Annotated in this window: 17 protein-coding genes and 1 other RNA gene; 10 read left to right on the plus strand and 8 right to left on the minus strand. The window is 41.2% G+C overall.

The annotated features are described in order from the left end of the window. Window positions 1-223: 223 nt before the first annotated feature. The gene (gene pnuC / locus L4F91_RS01330) at window positions 224-904 is read left to right on the plus strand and encodes a nicotinamide riboside transporter PnuC (protein WP_395896832.1); all 681 of its coding nucleotides are present in this window, start codon (window positions 224-226) and stop codon (window positions 902-904) included. A 71-nt stretch (window positions 905-975) separates the two neighbouring features. On the opposite strand, the gene L4F91_RS01335 is transcribed toward pnuC, so the two are convergent. Together L4F91_RS01335 and L4F91_RS01340 are read right to left on the minus strand one after the other, a co-directional pair. After that, window positions 976-2,112, minus strand: a complete 1,137-nt coding sequence (locus L4F91_RS01335; protein WP_395896834.1) for a Gfo/Idh/MocA family protein — start codon at window positions 2,110-2,112, stop codon at window positions 976-978. A 62-nt stretch (window positions 2,113-2,174) separates the two neighbouring features. After that, entirely contained in the window at window positions 2,175-3,683 is a 1,509-nt protein-coding gene (locus L4F91_RS01340) for a CoA-acylating methylmalonate-semialdehyde dehydrogenase (RefSeq protein WP_395896836.1), read from the minus strand. A 242-nt stretch (window positions 3,684-3,925) separates the two neighbouring features. Between L4F91_RS01340 and iolB the strand changes: the two genes are divergently transcribed. Together iolB and L4F91_RS01350 are read left to right on the plus strand one after the other, a co-directional pair. Next, window positions 3,926-4,759 carry a 5-deoxy-glucuronate isomerase gene (gene iolB, locus L4F91_RS01345; protein ID WP_395896838.1) on the plus strand — a complete coding sequence of 278 codons (834 nt, stop codon included), beginning with the start codon at window positions 3,926-3,928 and terminating at the stop codon, window positions 4,757-4,759. Between the two features lie 208 nt (window positions 4,760-4,967). Next, window positions 4,968-6,431: a catalase gene (locus L4F91_RS01350; RefSeq protein WP_395896840.1), complete on the plus strand. Its 1,464-nt coding sequence runs from the start codon at window positions 4,968-4,970 to the stop codon at window positions 6,429-6,431. Between the two features lie 335 nt (window positions 6,432-6,766). Here L4F91_RS01350 and L4F91_RS01355 read toward each other — a convergent pair whose 3' ends face one another. Genes L4F91_RS01355 through L4F91_RS01370 form a run of 4 tightly spaced genes read right to left on the minus strand, consistent with a single transcriptional unit; the run spans window position 6,767 to window position 11,033 of the window. Continuing rightward, a complete protein-coding gene (locus L4F91_RS01355; RefSeq protein ID WP_395896842.1) occupies window positions 6,767-7,936 on the minus strand; it encodes an FAD-dependent monooxygenase in 1,170 nt (389 codons plus the stop codon). Next, on the minus strand, window positions 7,933-9,144 hold the full coding sequence (ubiH, locus tag L4F91_RS01360) for a 2-octaprenyl-6-methoxyphenyl hydroxylase (protein ID WP_395896844.1): 1,212 nt from the start codon (window positions 9,142-9,144) through the stop codon (window positions 7,933-7,935). Before ubiH ends, L4F91_RS01355 begins: the two co-directional genes overlap by 4 nt. An 18-nt stretch (window positions 9,145-9,162) precedes the next feature. After that, window positions 9,163-10,476, minus strand: coding sequence for a Xaa-Pro aminopeptidase (gene pepP / locus L4F91_RS01365; protein ID WP_395896846.1), 1,314 nt, complete (start codon window positions 10,474-10,476; stop codon window positions 9,163-9,165). Between the two features lie 11 nt (window positions 10,477-10,487). Beyond that, on the minus strand, window positions 10,488-11,033 hold the full coding sequence (locus L4F91_RS01370) for a UPF0149 family protein (protein ID WP_395897787.1): 546 nt from the start codon (window positions 11,031-11,033) through the stop codon (window positions 10,488-10,490). Window positions 11,034-11,177: 144 nt separating this feature from the next. Between L4F91_RS01370 and L4F91_RS01375 the strand changes: the two genes are divergently transcribed. The 3 genes from L4F91_RS01375 to L4F91_RS01385 all read left to right on the plus strand — a co-directional run bounded on the left by L4F91_RS01375 (window position 11,178) and on the right by L4F91_RS01385 (window position 12,348). Continuing rightward, on the plus strand, window positions 11,178-11,480 hold the full coding sequence (locus tag L4F91_RS01375; RefSeq protein ID WP_250350990.1) for a cell division protein ZapA: 303 nt from the start codon (window positions 11,178-11,180) through the stop codon (window positions 11,478-11,480). An 85-nt stretch (window positions 11,481-11,565) separates the two neighbouring features. Next, a non-coding RNA gene (gene ssrS, locus L4F91_RS01380) (6S RNA) lies at window positions 11,566-11,762 on the plus strand. 10 nt (window positions 11,763-11,772) lie between these two features. Then, entirely contained in the window at window positions 11,773-12,348 is a 576-nt protein-coding gene (locus L4F91_RS01385; RefSeq protein WP_395896848.1) for a 5-formyltetrahydrofolate cyclo-ligase, read from the plus strand. 37 nt (window positions 12,349-12,385) lie between these two features. Here the strand turns inward: L4F91_RS01385 and xerC are convergent, their stop codons facing one another. Both xerC and dapF read right to left on the minus strand, forming a co-directional pair. Continuing rightward, window positions 12,386-13,276: a tyrosine recombinase XerC gene (gene xerC / locus L4F91_RS01390; protein WP_395896850.1), complete on the minus strand. Its 891-nt coding sequence runs from the start codon at window positions 13,274-13,276 to the stop codon at window positions 12,386-12,388. 43 nt (window positions 13,277-13,319) lie between these two features. After that, on the minus strand, window positions 13,320-14,144 hold the full coding sequence (dapF, locus tag L4F91_RS01395) for a diaminopimelate epimerase (protein ID WP_250350987.1): 825 nt from the start codon (window positions 14,142-14,144) through the stop codon (window positions 13,320-13,322). A gap of 283 nt (window positions 14,145-14,427) precedes the next feature. Between dapF and clpB the strand changes: the two genes are divergently transcribed. The 4 genes from clpB to menC all read left to right on the plus strand — a co-directional run bounded on the left by clpB (window position 14,428) and on the right by menC (window position 19,524). Continuing rightward, the gene (gene clpB, locus L4F91_RS01400; RefSeq protein ID WP_395896852.1) at window positions 14,428-17,001 is read left to right on the plus strand and encodes an ATP-dependent chaperone ClpB; all 2,574 of its coding nucleotides are present in this window, start codon (window positions 14,428-14,430) and stop codon (window positions 16,999-17,001) included. Window positions 17,002-17,139: 138 nt separating this feature from the next. Then, window positions 17,140-17,997 (plus strand): 1,4-dihydroxy-2-naphthoyl-CoA synthase, encoded by an 858-nt coding sequence (gene menB, locus L4F91_RS01405; RefSeq protein ID WP_250363615.1) that lies wholly within the window; start codon window positions 17,140-17,142, stop codon window positions 17,995-17,997. Window positions 17,998-18,061: 64 nt separating this feature from the next. Then, the gene (locus L4F91_RS01410) at window positions 18,062-18,520 is read left to right on the plus strand and encodes a hypothetical protein (protein ID WP_395896855.1); all 459 of its coding nucleotides are present in this window, start codon (window positions 18,062-18,064) and stop codon (window positions 18,518-18,520) included. Between the two features lie 11 nt (window positions 18,521-18,531). Next, window positions 18,532-19,524, plus strand: coding sequence for an o-succinylbenzoate synthase (menC, locus tag L4F91_RS01415; protein ID WP_395896857.1), 993 nt, complete (start codon window positions 18,532-18,534; stop codon window positions 19,522-19,524). Window positions 19,525-19,609: the final 85 nt, after the last annotated feature.

The raw sequence follows: 19,609 nt of genomic DNA on the forward strand, positions 1-19,609 counted from the left end.
ACTTAATTGCTAACGCTTTATAGGTAAAGCATTTCGCGAATATTCAACCATCAAAAAGGGCGGCTATTTTAACGATCTTGCCACAAAAAAGAAATGAAAATATATACAACAAAAATGTGATTAAAATCACGTAAAGCAAATGAAAATGTAGCTTATCCTTGACTTTAAAAAAGTGCGGTGTAAAAATCGCAAGGTTTTTATTTCACTTATTGAGGATAATACAATGCGCTTATCTCAAACGCTCAAAAATGAATTTTTTGGTGGCTGGAAACCCTTTGAAGTTGTCTGGCTTTTCTTGTTTATTGCGGCACAGGTTTATGCCTATGTGCAATCCCCTGTTTCGTGGTTAGAAGCGCTCGCGGGTATTTCAGGGATTTTATGCGTGGTCTTTGTCGGGAAAGGGAAAATCAGTAACTATTTCTTCGGCTTGATTTTTGCTTATAGCTATTTCTATGTGTCTTTAGACAATAAGTTTTATGGCGAAATGACCACCACGCTTTATGTTTATATTCCTGCGCAATTTATCGGTTATTTCTTATGGAAAGAAAATATGCGTAATAACGCAGAACAAAGTGAAACGGTAATTGCTAAATTTCTCACCTTAAAAGGCTGGACAACCCTCATCACCCTTGTGGTACTAGGTTCTGCTACCTTTATTAGTATTTTAAAAACCACTGATGGTAATTCAGTCGGCTTAGATGGTGTCACCACTGTACTTGTTATTGCCGCACAATTATTGATGGTTTTGCGTTATAGCGAACAGTGGATTTTATGGATTATTATCAACATTCTCTCTGTCATACTATGGGCAGAAACCCCCGCTATGTATTTAATGTACGGTGCTTACTTGCTTAATTCATTATATGGCTATTACAACTGGTCGAAACTTGCAAAAAATGCCTAAAAAAGACTGCACTTAACTTAAAAACGAAAAACTTGGCATAATAGCCAAGTTTTTTTATGTATTTAAGATGGTTAGGCAATTTCTTCTACATTAACCCAACGTTTTTCACGATAAGACTCTGCTATTGCATCAAGAACACGAGAAACCTTAAAGCCTTCTTTAAAATCAGGATACATTGGCTTATTATTTGCTATACCATTGATAAGATCTCGAATTTCCACTGTTTTTTGATCATTAAAACCAATACCATGCCCAGCACTTACACAGAAATGCTTATAATCAGGGTGAAGTGGGCCGGTAAGTAAAGTTTTAAAACCTTGTCGTGCTGGATCATCTGAGTGAAGATACAATTTTAGTTCAGCCATTCTTTCTTGCGTGTAGCTGATAGTCCCCTTAGTTCCGGTTATAACATAACTTAGTCCCATTTTACGTCCACAAGCAATGCGAGAAGTTTCAATCGTTCCCATACAACCGTTAGCAAAACGTACGATTGCTGCTGCTTGATCTTCATTTTCTACTGGAAGCTGTTCATTCAAATTTTGTGGATTTGGACGCATTTTGATTACAGTATCCATATCTCCAACTACACGTTGAATTTGGCTACCTACAAGATACTGTGACATTTGTATAATATGTGCCGCGAGATCACCTAGCGCACCCAGTCCTGCTTTTTCTCGAATACAATGCCAATCTCTTGGTGTATTGGGATCGGCGAGATAATCTTCATTATGTGTTCCATAAAAATGAATAATGTCCCCAATTTCTCCTCGCGCTATGATTTCTTTCGCAAGCTGAGTGGTTGGATTCTTAATATAATTAAATCCCACAAGGGTTTTTACCCCTGCTTTTTTTGCAGCTTGATACATTAATTTGGCATCTTCCGCAGTTAACGCAAGAGGTTTTTCTGAATAAATATGTTTACCTTGCTCAATCGCTGCTAAGGCAATTTCTTTATGTAGAAAGTTGGGGGTACAAATATCTACCACATCAATATCAGGATCTTGCACCACATCACGCCAATTTCCTGTAGATCGTTTAAAGCCAAAGGCTTTGGCTTTTTCGGCGGCTAACTCAGGCGTTATTTCAGCTAGATAATCACATTCTAATTCAGCATCTAGCGGGAAAACCGTTGGCGCTTGCGCATAAGCAATCGCATGACAACGCCCAATATATCCTGTACCAATTAATCCAATTCTTACTTTTTTCATTTCTTTTTCCTTATGCAAGAAAAAAAGAGATTCCCATCACAGAAATCTCTTTTATGTTTTTATTATAAGGTTGGCATACTAAATGCCGCTTGAGAGTCCATATTTTGTTCTGGCCAACGTGTCGTCACAGTTTTCATCTTAGTATAGAAACGCACGCCATCTGGACCATATACATTTAATGCGCCAAAAGCTGAACCTTTCCAACCACCAAAACAATGGAACGCCATCGGAACTGGAATTGGGATATTCACTCCAATCATTCCAGCTTGAACACGATATGAGAATTCTCGAGCCGCTGCACCGCTATTGGTGAAAATAGCAGCGCCATTACCAAACTGGTGATCATTGATTAAACGCATTGCATCTTCAAAGTTTTTCGCTCGAACAATACCTAGCACAGGGCCAAAAATTTCTTCTTTGTAAATAACCATATTCTCAGTAACGTGATCGAATAATGTACCTCCAATAAAGAAACCATCTTCATAACCTGCTGGTTTTTTATTACGTCCATCTACGACTAAAGTAGCACCTTCTTCCACACCTTTATCAATGTATTTCGTTACATTGTTGAGATGTTGCTGTGTAATAAGGGGGCCAAAATCCATTTCTTTTTCGCCCTCTGTTGGAATACCTGGTCCATAGCGTAAGGCTTCTACTTTTGGTTTGAGTGCTGCCACTAATTTATCCGCAGTGTCATCGTCAATGGTTACTGCAATTGGTAGTGCCATACAGCGTTCACCAGCCGCACCAAAAGCGGCGCCTAGTAAGGCATCTGCAGTAGCATTAATATCCACATCAGGCATCACTAAACCGTGATTTTTCGCAGCGCCAAGTGCTTGTACACGTTTACCGTGTTCAGAACCCACTTTATGGACATATTCTGCTGCTGTTGTCGATCCAACAAAACTCACTGCTTTAACACGTGGATCTCGCAATAAAATTTCATTATCGTGGCGATTCCCGTGAACGACATTAAACACACCATCTGGCAAACCTGCTTCTTTTAATAATTCAGCAAGACGAATAGAAAGTGAAGGATCAGTTTTCGCTGGTTTCAAAATAAAGGTATTACCACAAGCTAATGCCACGGGAAACATCCACATTGGCACCATTGCAGGAAAGTTAAATGGGGTAATACCAATACAAACGCCTAAAGGTTGCATTGTGGAATGAATATCAATACCTCGTCCTGCTTGCTCTGAAAACTCACCTTTTAGTAAATGTGGGATACCACAGGCAAATTCGACGACTTCTAAACCACGAGTTAATTCACCACAAGAATCAGAATAAACTTTACCATGCTCTTCAGTAATTAAACGAGCTAGAGAATCCCAATCACGCTGTAATAGTTCTTTAAACTTAAATAACACTCTCGCTCGACGTAGTGGCGAAGTCGCTGCCCATTCAGGGAAAGCTTTTTGTGCCACCTCAACAGCCTCCAATACTTCTGCTTCCGTACTCATATGCACTTGTCGAATTTGTTTTCCTGTTGCAGGGTTAAAAATTGGCCATACTTTTTCGCCCTTACTTTCAACCTGTTTTCCATTAATAAAGTTTAAAACGGTTTCCATTCTTTGCTCCTTAATCTAAAAGTGAAATGAATGATTCATCTGATTATGCTTGGCACAAAGTCAAGTGAGAATTAGATTAGAATAATGAAACAAATTTTTCAATTCATCTTGCGTAAAAATGAAATAATTATTTCATTTTTGTGATCTACGTTGGATATTTGACAATTTTTTCTAACAGTATTTCACCATCTGATCTATGATTTGGGCAAAATCTACCTAATAGTCTAAGATGAGAGGTTAATATGAGCTATCTATTATCAAAATCAGCCAAACAAAATCCTGCGCCTAATGGTCTAGTACAAAAAATAACACCTAAGAGTGCTAATTGGGAATATGTTGGGTTTGAATGTTATCACCTGCAACCTAATCAAAGTTTGAGCTTTGATACAGAAAATACTGAAGTATGTTTTGTAGTTTTAGCGGGGAAATGCACGATTTCGACAGCAGGACAAGTCTTTAAACATATTGGTAAGCGCCAATCCCCTTTCGAGCGTATTCCACCTTATTCTCTTTATGTCCCTCATCATCATCAAGTTGAAATCGAAGCTGAAAGTTATTTAGAATTAGCCGTTTGCCGCGCACCAAGTGAAGGTAATTTATCTGTACGTTTAATCACACCTGAAGACGTTGGTGTTGAGCAACGAGGATTTGGTAATAATAAACGCCTTGTGCATAATATTCTGCCAGAAACGGAATCCGCTGATGCCTTATTAGTTGTAGAAGTATTTACCGACGAAGGAAACACGAGTTCATTCCCGAGCCATAAACACGATCAAAAAGATAGTGAAGCCGAAACTTACCTAGAAGAAACCTATTACCACCGTTTTGAACCAGCTCAAGGATTTTGTTTGCAACGAGTTTATACTGATGATCGTAGCTTAGATGAATGTATGGCTGTTTATGATGGCGATGTTGTGCAAGTTCCAAAAGGTTATCATCCTGTTGCGACCATTGCGGGTTATAACAATTATTATCTCAATGTTATGGCAGGCCCTGTTCGTAAATGGCGGTTTACTTGGGAAACAGATCACCAATGGATCAATAGCCAGGAATATGCAGATAAATTTTCTAAATAGAAAAGATATCTTCTTGAAACTAAGTGTAGTGTAAATTTGGGAAGCAGATCAAAATTTACCATTTTTACACCGCACTTTTGTTTAGCTCTATTTTTAACACCTCTTTATCCCTATTAAATCAATAAAAATTATCGTTTAGCCAAATTTGCCTCAATACTGCTATGATTTGGGGAAATTAATCTCCTATATCACTCATTAAGGAAAAAAAATGACTGACAATTCAATCAAAAAATGCCCAGTTACCCATTTAACGACAGACTTTGGGGCGCCAGTGGTGGATAACCAAAATAGTTTAACGGCAGGACCACGTGGTCCACTTTTAGCTCAAGATATATGGTTACAAGAAAAATTGGCGAACTTCGTACGTGAAGTGATCCCAGAACGTCGTATGCACGCCAAAGGTTCTGGCGCATTCGGTACATTCACGGTCACCCACGATATTACTCAATATACCCGTGCAAAAATTTTTAGTGAAATTGGTAAGAAAACTGAAATGTTTGCACGCTTCACAACCGTAGCGGGTGAGCGTGGGGCGGCAGATGCAGAACGTGATATTCGTGGTTTTGCGCTGAAATTTTATACCGAAGAAGGAAATTGGGATATGGTAGGCAACAATACGCCTGTCTTCTTCTTACGCGATCCGCGCAAATTCCCAGATCTGAATAAAGCAGTAAAACGCGATCCTCGTACTAATATGCGTTCAGCAACGTATAACTGGGATTTCTGGACATTGTTACCAGAAGCACTTCATCAAGTCACCATTGTTATGAGCGATCGAGGTATCCCTGCCAGCTATCGCCATATGCACGGTTATGGTTCACACACTTATAGCTTTATTAATGCTGAAAATGAGCGCTTTTGGGTGAAATTCCACTTCCGCACACAGCAGGGCATTAAAAATCTTACTGATGCCGAAGCGGAAGCCATTATCGGTAAAGATCGAGAAAGCCACCAACGCGATTTATATGAAGCGATTGAGCGTGGTGATTTTCCAAAATGGACAATGTTTGTACAAATTATGCCAGAGCAAGATGCGGAAAAAGTGCCTTATCACCCTTTTGATCTTACCAAAGTATGGCCCAAAAAAGATTATCCATTAATTGAGGTGGGGGAATTTGAACTTAATCGTAATCCAGAAAACTTCTTTTTAGATGTAGAACAATCAGCGTTTGCACCAAGTAATTTAGTGCCGGGAATTAGTGTATCACCAGACCGTATGCTACAAGCGCGTTTATTCAACTATGCCGATGCACAACGTTATCGTTTAGGGGTAAACTATCAGCAAATCCCTGTTAATCGTGCGCGTTGTCCAGTACATAGCAACCATCGTGATGGGCAAGGACGTGTAGATGCAAACTATGGTAGTTTGCCACATTATGAACCAAATAGCTTTAGTCAATGGCAAGAGCAACCACAATACAAAGAACCGCCGTTGAAAATCACAGGGGATGCAGACTTTTGGAATTATCGTGAAGATGATGCAGATTACTTCAGCCAACCACGTGCATTGTTCCAATTAATGACTGCCGAACAAAAACAAGTGCTATTTGAAAACACTGCACGTGCCTTAGGTGATGCGCCAGATTTCATCAAACAGCGTCATATCGACAACTGCACCAAGTGTGAGCCAGCCTATGGCGCAGGTATTAAGAAAGCATTAGGTTGGGCATAATCCCTCATCAATAAAAGCAACCTTGCTCACTCTGCTCCTAGAAGTTGAAAAAATAATCAATGCTAGGAGCAGTGATCTGATCCCAAAAAGTTCCCATTCTTCTTGAAAGAATGGGATTTTCAGTTTAACTTTTAGACAGCAAAAGACCAACTTAAAACGTTGTGGAAATGGTGTAGGATTTAGGGCTTATCTGGTATAGCCCCTAACGTTTTGTATGTTTGCTTATATTTTCTATAACGTTGGTACTTATTTCTTCCACTTATTAATCATCATTCTCTTAAAGGAACAATCTAGTGGTCATATTGGAAAAGAAACAAGAATGAACATTTTTGAAATCAAATCCCTAATCCTTGACGAATAAGCTGTTCTTTTAATAATCCAAACTGATTTGTGGCGCGAAGGCCGATACCGCGGGCGAGTTTTTTTAGTGGATTGTTGCCGGCAAAGAGATCTTTTAAGCCTTGCATTGCGATGAGCATTTTTACTGCTTCTGTCTTACGTGTACGTTCGTAATAACGCAGGTTGCGATATTCACCGATGTCTAAACCTAATGCAACGTGTTTTTCAATTTCTTGGGCAAGCAGTAACGCATCTTGCAAGCCTAGGTTTACCCCTTGTCCTGCCAGTGGATGAATGGTGTGAGCCGCATCGCCAATTAAAGCGATACGCGGCTGCGCGAAGTTGCGTGCATAGCGCGCGGTGAGTGGAATCGCTTGGCGTTCGCTTTGACATTCGCATAGCCCAAGCTGATTATCAAAAGCAATGCTTAGCTGTTTGTTGAATTGTGCAGGATCGCAATCACGAAGTTGTTTAGCTTGCTCTGGCGGAAGGGACCACACAATAGAACAGAGATTTTCTTGATGTAACGGTAAGAATGCTAAAATGCTGTCGGGGGCAAAAATTTGTCTTGCGCAATGTTGGTGTGGCTCTGCGGTTTTGACGTTGCAGACTAACGCATATTGCCCGTAATCACGGAAAATAAGCGGAATATTGGCTTTTTGCCGCAGCCAAGAATTTGCTCCATCTGCGCCCACAACTAATTTTCCCACTAACATTTGCCCATCAGTTAAGGTAAGAATCGCGCTGCTTTCGTTAATACCGATATTCTGAGCCGTCTCGGTGAAAATCTCGATATTCTCTTGTGCGTCCACTTGTTGCCAAAGGCTATGCTGAATGATCGGATTTTCCACAATATGCCCAAGGTGAGAAATACCTAACCCTTTGGTATCAAATTCAATTTTGGCAAAGCTATCTTTTTCCCACACAGACATTTTATCGTAAGCCGTTGCGCGCGTCGTTTGAATGGTTTGCCACGCATTGAGTTCTTGCAGAAAATGCTCACTGGCAAGGTTCAAGGCGCTCACACGATAAGCGATATGCGTGGAAGAAAAATGCGGCGGATGAGATTCGATTAGGGCGATGCGTATTGCGGTATGTTTTAATTTGGCGGCAAGTGCCAGCCCCACCATTCCACCACCGATAATAATGAGATCAAAATTTTTCATTGTGCTAACCACCCTAATGTTGGTTTGATAAAGTGTTGTTTGAGTAAGTGAGATTGCGCCATTGCCATTAGCCCCAAATTTCGTCCAATTTGTAATGGCAATAATGTATTGGCAAAGAGCGAAACCAAGCCGTCCGTTAAGTTCATTAACTGCGTTTGATCCGCTTGGCGTGCTTTTTCATATTGCTTTAATAAGGCGTATGTGCCGAGATCTTGCCCTTGCATAAAGGCTTGGCTTAATAACTTGGCAAGGCAAATGACATCACGCATCCCCAGATTAAAGCCTTGTCCCGCAATGGGATGCAAGGTTTGTGCAGCATTACCGATCAGCGCAGTGCGGTGATGAATATGCTGGCTGGCTTGATATAACGCCAAAGGATACGCAAAACGCTTGCCGCATTGCTGCAATTTGCCGAGCCGCCAGCCGAAGTGTTGTTGCAAACGAGCAAGAAAGGCGTTGTCTGTTAGCCCCATTAAATATTGAGGATCTTTCACGCACCAGACTAAGGACATCAAATTATCCGTCATCGGTAATAATGCGAGCGGACCTTCCGCAGTGAAACGTTCAAACGCACGCTGTTGATGAGGCTGTTGCACTTGAAGATTGGTGATAATTGCCGTTTGTTGATAATCACGCACCTTGTTGATGGCAATGTTGGCTGATTTTGCCACCAAAGATTGTGTGCCATCCGCGCCGATAATAAGCTGACAAGATAAAGTGCGGTGGTTTTTTAGCGAAATTTTCACCCGCTCTTTATCAAACTGAATTTGTGCAATATCCATCGGGGAAAAATAGTCAATGTTGTCATAGTGTTTGATTGCCGCAAGCAATATTTCGCCTATCGGCTGCAATGCAACCACTGCACCCAGTTGTTTTAACTGAAATTCATCGGCGTGAAATTCCACTAAGCCACTGTGTCCTTTATCAGAAACGTGAATATGCTCAATAGGGCAGGCAAGGGGAGAAATTTGTTGCCATAATGATTGCGTATTAGGTAAAGTGAGCCGAGCAAGTTGTTGGCAAGTTCCCGCCGAAAGGGCAATGCAACGGGCATCAAAACCGCTTTGCTGATGCTGTTGAGGGGCTTGTTTTTCTAGTAACGCAATGCGCATTGTGCCTTGTGTTTGCGCACTTAAGGCTAAAGCGAGGGTGCAACCTGCCATTGCGCCGCCTACGATAATCACATCATAATGCTCAATTTGTTCCATTTCTGCCCCATTTTAATTTTACGCGTTCTGTGCCATCACTTGTTCGATTTCATCAATTTCTTTTGGTACGGCACTGGTTAGCACTTTGTTGCCATATTCTGTGATCACAATATCATCTTCAATACGAACGCCAATACCTTTATATTGCTCAGGCACATCGGCATTGGTTGGAATATACAAACCGGGTTCCACCGTTAGCACCATACCTACTTCTAATGGTCGATCGCGTAATTTGCTGTCTGTTTTAAGGCTATAACGCCCCACATCGTGGACATCAATACCAAGCCAATGGCCTAAACCGTGCATATAAAAGGCTTTGTAGGCTTCCTCTGCAATTAGTTGTTCCACCTCGCCTTGCAAAATACCCAAACGTACCAAGCCTTCCACTTTAATGTGGATAACGTCTTGATTCACTTGCTGAATATTATTGCCTGCTACCAAAGATTTTATGGCGTGTTTTTGTGCATTTAGCACGATTTCATAAATATCTCGCTGGGCTTGGCTGAATTTGCCATTAACGGGATAAGTACGCGTAATATCGCCAGCATAGTAGGCAAATTCACAGCCTGCATCGACTAGCACTAATTCGCCCTCTTTCAAAGGCTGATCATTTTCATTGTAATGCAGAATACAAGCGTTATCGCCTCCAGCAACAATACAGTTAAAAGAAGGGAAACGTGCGCCAAAACGGTTAAATTCGTATAGCAATTCCCCTTCAATTTCAAATTCTAAGCGGTTTGGACGCGTTTGTTTCATTGCGCGTAAATGCCCAAGGGCGCTAATTTGCCCTGCTTGTTGTAATAAGGCAATTTCATTCGCTGATTTGATTAAACGCATTTCATCTACATAGTCTGCCCAATTCAAAACTTGCGAAAATTGCACCGCACTTTCTTTAAGCCGCTGATTACCCCAAGGCTGGGGGGCGGGGTTATGGTAAAGTGCGGTGAAATTCTGGCTGATTTTTTGCCATTGTGGCGCAAAATCTTCAATACAATAGGCTTCGTCTAGATTTAATTTAGCCGCGGCACTTTCCACGCCCAAGCGACGTCCGTTCCAGGTTTCCATTAGAGGATCAGAAGGACGTAAAAACAATAGGGTACGAGCGTGTTGTGCCGTTTTGGCTAATACCAAAATCGCATCAGGTTCATTAAAGCCGGTGAAATACCAAAAATAGCTGTCTTGGCGGAAGGGATAATGGTTGTCGTTGTTACGCACCTGTTCTTGTGCCGAGAAAATAATGGCTAAGGAATTATCCGCCATTTGTGCCAGCAATTTTTCACGCCGTTGGACAAATTCGTTGGCAGGGATTTGGGCTAAATAAGCAAGATCCATTGTCTTTCTCCTTAGTGTAATACGGTTTTTGGTTGAGCCTGATAAGGGCGATAATGGGCATAAAGCACCGCCACCAAGGTGCGGACATATTCCGCCACTTGTTCTAAGGATTCCGCCAGTTCTTCAGGATCGTCGTCTTCTTCATAAGCTAACACCGCAATATGTTGCAGATCATCTAACGCTTCACCAATTTCCCCTGTTTCTTTATCCATTTGAGCTTGCACTAGCCCTAAACCGAGCAAAAAGTGGCTTGTCCATTCTGAAAGGGCATCAATTTCGTTAAACACATCGCCGTTTTCTGGCAAGAAAAGTTGGAAATTGAAGCTATCAATATCTTCTAGGTGATGCTGAATATCGTGGTAAAGTGCCGATATGTCTTTTAATAAAGCGGTAGGGTAGGCTTCACCATTATTGGTAAATTCATTCATAAAAACTGGCCATTTTTGCTCACTTGCCGCGCCACAAATTAAGCCAGTAAGCAAGCCGTGTAATTCGGCAGCAGTAACAGGAATTGTGGCTTGGCGGAGTTTTTGGGCTAATTCGTCATAAGAGAGAATATCAGACATAATTTTTTCCTTTTGCTAAAGATAGGCGTAGTTTAGCACTGTTAGATTAAGCTAACCACAATCAGGCGGATTTTTATGACGAAAAATATTTGCTATGGCATAATAGCAAAAAATTTATTTTCACTGAGGATAAGTATGTCATCGCAAAGCATTGAATTATCTGTATTAGGACAGGTGTTACGTTTAAATTGTCAAGAAGATCAACACGATGCCTTACGCCAAGCTGCTCGCGCATTAGATCAACGAGTATCTGAAATGAAGGAACGCACAGGGATATTGCAATTAGAGAAAGTGCTTTCTATCGTGGCATTAAACCTAAGTTATGAACTTATCCAACAGCAGCAAGTTACGCAGAAAATTGAACAAGTCGTTAGCACACAAATCAGACAACTGGATAATTCTTTAGAAGGCATTTTGGCACAAAAAACCAATACTTGATGAAATAATATGATCTTAACCAAGAATTGGAAAAATTAAGCTAGTCAATACGACTAAATTGCGTTAGTATTACCACAAATTTAAAGATTACCTGAGATGTTCGCCAGTGGGTTACGTCCCTGAGCCGATACTTAACATCTTATGAATTGGTTTCCTATTGTTGGTGTGCAAGCTTACCTTGGCGCAAGCCCTGATGTAAGAAGCCTAAAAACGATAATGACTGATTCCCTTGAACCGTAGGGTTCAAGGACCGACCATCCACAACGGCATCTCGGGTTCTTCCGTCAATGCAATGAACCTTACAACCTGCAATCAACAGCGTCAAATTATTCGCCAACACATTCGTCAATTAAGACAATCTCTTAGCCCTGCTCAACAAAGCCTTGCTGAACAAAATATTACCCAACAAGCGCTTGATTTTATCACGCAAAAACAGGCTAAACATATTGGATTATACCTTTCTTTTGACGGAGAAATCTCAACCAAACTGCTTATTCAAAAATTGTGGCAACAAAATCTCTCTGTTTATCTCCCCGTGTTACATCCTTTTGCAGCGAATCATTTGTTATTTCTCCGCTATCAATCAGATAGTCCATTACAAAAAAACAAATTTGGTATTTTAGAACCTAAATTAGATGTACGAAATGTGCTTCCAACCAATGCTCTTGATATTCTTTTCACCCCACTTGTTGCCTTTGATAAACAAGGCAACCGTCTTGGAATGGGCGGTGGCTTTTATGACAGAACATTACAAAACTGGCAACAAAAAAACTTCCTTCCTATCGGTTTAGCTCACCAATGCCAACAAGTGGACGCATTACCCATAGAAAGTTGGGATATCCCCTTGTTTGGGGTGTTTGTGGGGTGATAAGTGGATAGGGTTCCCCCTAAAAACGGTGCAACGTTTACGATTTTTTTCGTTTCGCTCTTGGGTGTGCGGAATCGTAAACCTGTGCTAAATGTTGGAAATCAAGGTGAGTATAGATTTGCGTGGTAGAGAGATTACTGTGTCCAAGCAATTCTTGTACCACGCGTAAATTGGAACTACTTTCAAGCATATGTGTGGCAAAAGAATGGCGCAATTTATGAGGGTTCAAATGGCTAGATAGCCCTTGCTTAATTCCCCACACTTCCATTCGCTTTTGAATAGAACGATGGCTCATTCGATTACCTAATTGACTCACAAATAAAGCATCATCTTTTGGATTAAATAACAACCGCACTTTTAACCATTGTTGTAACGCGTGAGAGGCATAACGGCCGAAAGGCAAAATACGTTCTTTATTCCCTTTCCCAATGACACGCACCTCCCGCGCACGCGTGTTAATGCTATTTAGATTCAATCCTTGCAATTCGGATAAACGTAAACCTGAGCTATACATTAATTCCAACATCGCTTTATCGCGTAAATCTATTGGCTCTTTACTGTCGTTAGCTAATAATTGCTGAACCTGTTCATTATCCAAATTTTTTGGTAAATGTTTCCCTTGTTTAGGCGCAGAAACGCCAACCACAGGATTGACAGCAAGCACGCCTTGCTGAACTAAATAACTCAAAAACTGACGCAATGCAGATAATCGTAAAGCCAAACTTTTTTCGTGTAAGCCTGCCTTTTTACTCTGCGCCAAGACAAACCGCACTATACTTGGTGTAATATCTTGCCATTGTGTTATCCCATTTTCCTGCAACATCGCCACCACCGCCTCAAGCTGACGCTGGTAATTACTCAATGTATGTGGACTCACCTGCCGTTCAATACGCAGGTAGTTCCAGTAGGTGTTGAGGTGTTGTTGCATTAACTTTGTCCTATCATAAAGTGCGGTGTAAAATAACGAAAAATTACAGTCTAATCACCCCATCATAAATATGTGTCGCATCGCCTGTCATATAAAGTGGGTGGCCTTCGCCTTGCCATTCAATGGTGAGGCTACCTCCGGGCAGATCAACTTGCACTTTATTATCAAGTAAACCTTGCATTATGCCTACTGCTGCTGCGGCACAGGCACCACTTCCACAGGCTTGGGTTTCTCCTGCGCCTCGTTCGTAAACACGTAATTTAATATGATTACGGTTAATGATTTGCATAAACCCTGCGTTTACTCGTTCAGGAAAGCGTTCGTGGCTTTCAAGTAAAGGGCCTAGTTGGGCAACATTGGCGCTGGCAATATCTTCCACTTGTACAACGCAATGAGGATTTCCCATTGACACTGCACCACATAATACCGTTTGAATTTCCGTACGTAGAATGTAATTTTTCTCAAATTTATTGGCGATAAATGGAATTTTGCTTGGTTCCCAAATCGGTTCACCCATATTCACACGGATCATTCCATCATCTTGTACGCTTAAGATCATTTTGCCTTTTGCCGTACTGACCGCAATGTCTTTTTTATTGGTTAGCCCTTTCATTGTAACAAAACGGGCAAAACAACGTGCGCCATTGCCACATTGAGCCACTTCACTGCCATCTGCATTAAAGATACGATAGTGAAAATCTAGCTCGGGATCATAAGGTGGTTCAACGACAAGGAGTTGATCAAAGCCAATGCCTGTATGGCGATCGGCCAGTTTTTTTATCATTTCAGTGGGAAAATAAGCATTTTGCGTTACCGCATCAACCACAACAAAATCATTGCCTAATCCGTGCATTTTGGAAAATTGCATTTTTCCATCCTTATTGAAAATCATTAATTAAGCGCAATTATAAAGGTGAAGAACAATTGAGTAAACTACTCATTTATGCAACCTATTGTTCTAACGGTATTAATAGATTTTGCTTAAATTTTTTTTATTTTATGCTTGAAATTTACAAATTAGTCCTTACTTACTTGAACAAGAGAAACTCGCCAAAATGCGAGATAGCATAATGATCATTGCTTGATTTTGAAATACGATGGCATTGCCTTGCTTTTCAAACTTAAGCAACAAAAGATAGGAAGAAGAGAGAATGAATATAGAAAAATTTACCACTAAATTTCAACAAGCCTTGGCTGAAGCCCAATCTTTAGCCTTAGGAAAAGATAACCAATTTATTGAACCCGTACATTTAATGACAGCCTTGTTAAACCAAGAAGGCGGATCTGTTGCCCCAATTTTAACCGCAAGTGGGGTGAATGTTGCAATGTTACGTAATGAATTAAATGCGGAACTGAATCGCTTACCACAGGTTTCAGGGAATGGCGGTGATGTGCAAATTTCACGTAACTTGGTTAATTTATTAAATCTATGCGATAAGCTCGCACAACAAAAACAAGATAAATATATTTCATCAGAACTTTTTCTGTTAGCCGCATTAGAAGAAAAAAGTAGCCTAAGTGAGTTATTACATAAGTGCGGTGCAAAAAAAGATCGTTTACAACAAGCAATAGAACAAATTAGAGGAGGTCAATCCGTGAATGACCAAAATGCAGAAGAAAGCCGTCAGGCCTTAGAAAAATATACGATTGATTTAACCGCACGTGCGGAAAGCGGTAAGTTAGATCCCGTCATTGGGCGAGATGAAGAAATTCGTCGCACAATCCAAGTGTTACAACGCCGAACTAAGAATAACCCTGTCCTGATTGGTGAACCGGGTGTGGGAAAAACCGCCATTGTGGAAGGATTGGCACAACGTATCGTTAATGGTGAAGTGCCAGAAGGATTAAAAAATAAACGCGTTCTTTCCCTTGATATGGGCGCATTAATTGCGGGCGCAAAATACCGTGGTGAATTTGAAGAACGTTTAAAAGCTGTACTGAATGAAATTGCAAAAGAAGAAGGCCGTGTGATTTTATTTATTGATGAAATTCACACTATGGTTGGTGCAGGTAAAACTGATGGGGCAATGGATGCAGGAAATTTATTAAAACCGTCTCTTGCTCGTGGTGAATTGCACTGTGTCGGTGCAACAACCTTAGATGAATATCGTCAATATATTGAAAAAGATGCCGCACTTGAGCGTCGTTTCCAAAAAGTTTTTGTCGATGAGCCAACGGTTGAAGATACCATTGCCATTTTACGTGGTTTGAAAGAACGTTATGAGATTCATCATCACGTTCAAATTACAGACCCAGCGATTGTCGCGGCGGCAACACTTTCACATCGTTATATCTCCGATCGCCAATTACCTGATAAAGCGATCGATTTAATTGATGAAGCTGCCTCTAGTATTCGTATGGAAATTGATTCTAAACCGGAACAACTTGATCGCTTGGAACGCCGTATTATCCAGCTCAAGTTAGAACAACAAGCGTTACAAAAAGAAGACGATAGCGCAAGCCGTAAACGTTTAGAAATGCTTGAAAAAGAACTGGCAGAAAAAGAACGTGAATATGCGGAATTAGAAGACGTTTGGAAAAGCGAAAAAGCAGCCCTATCTGGCACGCAACATATTAAAGCCGAATTAGAAAATTCCCGTACGCAAATGGAACAAGCGCGCCGTGTTGGTGATTTGAGTAAAATGTCTGAATTACAATATGGACGTATCCCTGAATTAGAGCGCCAACTTGCCCAAGCTGAAAGTGCAGAGGGTAAAGAAATGCACTTATTACGCTATCGTGTAACCGATGAAGAAATTGCCGAAGTGCTTTCCCGTGCCACGGGTATCCCAGTATCCAAAATGATGGAAGGGGAAAAAGAAAAATTATTACGTATGGAAAATGTACTTCATAAACGCGTTGTTGGACAAAATGAAGCCGTTGTGGCAGTTGCCAATGCGATTCGCCGTAGCCGTGCCGGATTATCCGATCCAAATCGCCCGATTGGTTCATTCTTATTCTTAGGGCCAACAGGTGTGGGTAAAACGGAATTGTGCAAAACATTGGCAAGTTTCTTATTTGATGATGAAAATGCGATGGTTCGTATTGATATGTCAGAATTTATGGAAAAACACAGTGTCTCGCGTTTAGTCGGCGCCCCACCGGGATATGTGGGCTATGAAGAAGGGGGCTATTTAACCGAAGCAGTACGCCGTCGCCCTTATTCTGTGGTGTTATTAGATGAAGTAGAAAAAGCGCACCCTGATGTTTTCAATATCTTATTACAAGTGCTTGATGATGGACGCTTAACTGATGGACAAGGTCGCACGGTTGATTTCCGTAACACCGTTGTGATTATGACCTCAAACCTCGGTTCTGATCTGATTCAAGGTAACCAAGATCTTGATTATGCAGGTATGAAAGAGGTCGTGATGTCGGTGGTAAGCCAACACTTCCGTCCAGAATTTATCAATCGGATTGACGAAACGGTGGTCTTCCACCCATTGGATAAAGCCAATATTCGCACGATTGCAAAAATTCAATTACAACGTTTAGAAAAACGGATGGAATCACATGGTTATCATCTAAGTTTTACCGATGCGGCATTAGATTTCATTGGGGAAATTGGTTATGACCCAATTTATGGTGCAAGACCACTGAAACGTGCAATCCAGCAAGAAGTGGAAAATCCGCTTGCCCAACAAATTCTTTCTGGTGAGCTTTTACCGGGAAAAACAGTTACGATTGATTATGTCGATGGTAACGTGATTGCAACCCAATCCTAATTGTTGCTAAAAAAACACCGCACTTTTGCGGTAAACCAAGCCTCGCAAATGCGGGGCTTTTTTGAGCATTCGCTGGCTTTTCGTCATTTCTAGATTAAGCTATAATGCTTACCGATTTATTTAGCAAAGGAATTAATTATGCAAAATCCAAAAGATGATGTACTTTACGCCCCCGTAGAATGGGCAGACCACAGCGCAGGGTATAGTGATATTTTGTATCATAAATCCACTGACGGGATCGCCAAAATTACGATTAATCGCCCCGAGGTTCGCAATGCCTTTCGTCCTCAAACGGTAAAAGAAATGATCCACGCTTTTTCTGATGCACGCTTTGATGAAAATGTTGGGGTAATCGTGCTAACAGGACAAGGAGAAAAAGCCTTTTGCTCTGGCGGAGATCAAAAAGTCCGTGGTGATTACGGTGGTTATAAAGACGACGCAGGCGTGCATCATCTTAATGTTTTGGATTTTCAACGTGATATTCGCAGCTGTCCGAAACCCGTTGTGGCAATGGTGGCAGGCTATGCGATTGGTGGTGGACACGTGTTACATATGCTTTGCGATCTTACCATCGCTGCCGAAAACGCAATTTTTGGTCAAACAGGCCCGAAAGTCGGATCCTTTGATGGTGGCTGGGGGGCAAGTTATATGGCACGAATTGTCGGACAGAAAAAAGCCCGTGAAATTTGGTTCTTATGCCGTCAATACAATGCGCAAGAAGCCTTAGAAATGGGCTTAGTCAATACCGTTGTGCCGTACGCTGATTTAGAAAAAGAAACCGTGCGCTGGTGTCGCGAAATGCTTCGCAATAGCCCAATTGCATTACGTTGTCTAAAAGCCGCATTAAACGCAGATTGTGATGGTCAAGCGGGTTTACAAGAATTGGCGGGGAACGCAACGATGTTATTTTATATGACTGAAGAAGGGCAAGAGGGGCGTAACGCATTCAATGAGAAACGCGCGCCTGATTTCAGTAAATTTAAGCGTAACCCATAATTGACTAGTGCGGTAAAAATTTTCATCATTTTTTACCGCACTTTTATTTTATCCCGAATACAGAATGATGACCTCAATTTCACTTAAAAAACTGCTTTTCTTTTGGACAGCCGTTGTGTTATTTAACACCGCTGTGTGTTTTTTCTTTGGCTTGCTGATCTCTTCCCACCCGATGTCTATACTAGGAATGTGTATCGGTGTTCTCTGCTTTATTGCTTTTTATACCTTTGTCGATTACCACTTACTGATTAAGCAAAAATTACGTTGGCATAAAGCATTACGAAGAAGTGCTTTGATCAGAGGGGGCTTGCAAATTGCTGTTTTATTACACGTTTCCATTGAATTTTGGTGTGGCTTTCTCGCATTAGCGTTATTGGAAGTGTTATTTGGCAGTTCCTTACCATTATTTTTACATAGTTTCCTTGCCACCTTACTCACAGGGTTATTTCTGTCTGTCATTCTTGCTATCCTCTGTGTCATTTGCTTTTTTCTGGCTAAGCCAACAAAACAGCTCAATCAATAAAAGGAGAAAATATGCGTTCCTATCAACTCTATCGTTATCAAATCCCTATGGATTCCCAAGTGGTATTACGCAACCGTTTTTTAAAATTACGAGAAGGGTTGCTTGTAAAAATTCGCTGTGGTGAACACGAAGGGTGGGGAGAAATCGCACCTTTACCCGAATTTAGCCAAGAAACCTTAGCACAGGCGGAAGCGCAAGCGATTCAATGGTTGAAAGACTGGGATAAGGCACGGAGTCAAAATCAGAAATTGTCCTTAGAAGGATTATTTCCTTCCGTGGCATTTGGGCTAAGTTGTGCCTTAGCCGAAATGAAAGGGGAATTACCGACAGAGGGGAATTATCGCACTGCCCCGCTTTGTTATGGTGATCCCGATGAACTTTATGCTGAATTAATGCAACTTGAAGGGGAAAAAGTCGCAAAAATCAAAGTGGGCTTATATGAAGCGAATCGTGATGGATTAATAGCCGATATGTTTTTAGAAGCCATTCCTGAATTGCAATTACGTTTAGATGCAAACCGCGCTTGGACACCCGCCAAAGCACAACTTTTCGCCAAATATATTAAGCCAGCACACCGCTCCCGTATTCAGTTTGTAGAAGAACCTTGTCGCTCTCGTGAAGAAAGCCGTCAATTTGCCCAACAAACAGGCATTGCGATTGCGTGGGATGAAAGTGTACGAGAAGCCAATTTTGTTGTAGAAAAAGAACCGCACTTAGCTGCCATTATTATCAAACCAACCCTTGTTGGCAGTTTAGAGCGCTGTATTAGGTTAATTCAACAAGCCCATCAACAAGGCATTATGGCGGTAATCAGTTCCGCATTAGAAAGTAGTTTTGGTTTAACCCAATTAGCCCGTATCGCACAGCGTTATACGCCCAATACAACACCGGGCTTAGATACATTAGATCTAATGCAATACCAATTAATTCGCCAATGGCAAGGTTCAACCTTACCGGTCTTAGATCTCAATAGTGAACAGATCACGCCAATAACGATACAATAAGCCCTTATTGGTTAGACCACCGAGAAGGCTACTGCGATTTTTATAAAAATCATTATAATGCAACAAGTTAAGGGAAAAAGGATTA

The sequence above is a fragment of the Avibacterium sp. 20-126 genome (assembly GCF_044358625.1).
GTDB lineage: Bacteria > Pseudomonadota > Gammaproteobacteria > Enterobacterales > Pasteurellaceae > Avibacterium.

Coding starts and splice junctions, on each gene's coding strand:
- L4F91_RS01375 (WP_250350990.1), top strand. CDS start 11,178: ATGTCATCGCAAAGCATTGAATTATCTGTATTAGGACAGGTGTTACGT.
- menC (WP_395896857.1), top strand. CDS start 18,532: ATGCGTTCCTATCAACTCTATCGTTATCAAATCCCTATGGATTCCCAA.
- menB (WP_250363615.1), top strand. CDS start 17,140: ATGCAAAATCCAAAAGATGATGTACTTTACGCCCCCGTAGAATGGGCA.
- L4F91_RS01340 (WP_395896836.1), bottom strand. CDS start 3,683: ATGGAAACCGTTTTAAACTTTATTAATGGAAAACAGGTTGAAAGTAAG.
- xerC (WP_395896850.1), bottom strand. CDS start 13,276: ATGCAACAACACCTCAACACCTACTGGAACTACCTGCGTATTGAACGG.
- pepP (WP_395896846.1), bottom strand. CDS start 10,476: ATGGATCTTGCTTATTTAGCCCAAATCCCTGCCAACGAATTTGTCCAA.
- dapF (WP_250350987.1), bottom strand. CDS start 14,144: ATGCAATTTTCCAAAATGCACGGATTAGGCAATGATTTTGTTGTGGTT.
- L4F91_RS01385 (WP_395896848.1), top strand. CDS start 11,773: ATGAACCTTACAACCTGCAATCAACAGCGTCAAATTATTCGCCAACAC.
- L4F91_RS01355 (WP_395896842.1), bottom strand. CDS start 7,936: ATGAAAAATTTTGATCTCATTATTATCGGTGGTGGAATGGTGGGGCTG.
- ubiH (WP_395896844.1), bottom strand. CDS start 9,144: ATGGAACAAATTGAGCATTATGATGTGATTATCGTAGGCGGCGCAATG.
- pnuC (WP_395896832.1), top strand. CDS start 224: ATGCGCTTATCTCAAACGCTCAAAAATGAATTTTTTGGTGGCTGGAAA.
- L4F91_RS01335 (WP_395896834.1), bottom strand. CDS start 2,112: ATGAAAAAAGTAAGAATTGGATTAATTGGTACAGGATATATTGGGCGT.
- L4F91_RS01410 (WP_395896855.1), top strand. CDS start 18,062: ATGATGACCTCAATTTCACTTAAAAAACTGCTTTTCTTTTGGACAGCC.
- iolB (WP_395896838.1), top strand. CDS start 3,926: ATGAGCTATCTATTATCAAAATCAGCCAAACAAAATCCTGCGCCTAAT.
- clpB (WP_395896852.1), top strand. CDS start 14,428: ATGAATATAGAAAAATTTACCACTAAATTTCAACAAGCCTTGGCTGAA.
- L4F91_RS01350 (WP_395896840.1), top strand. CDS start 4,968: ATGACTGACAATTCAATCAAAAAATGCCCAGTTACCCATTTAACGACA.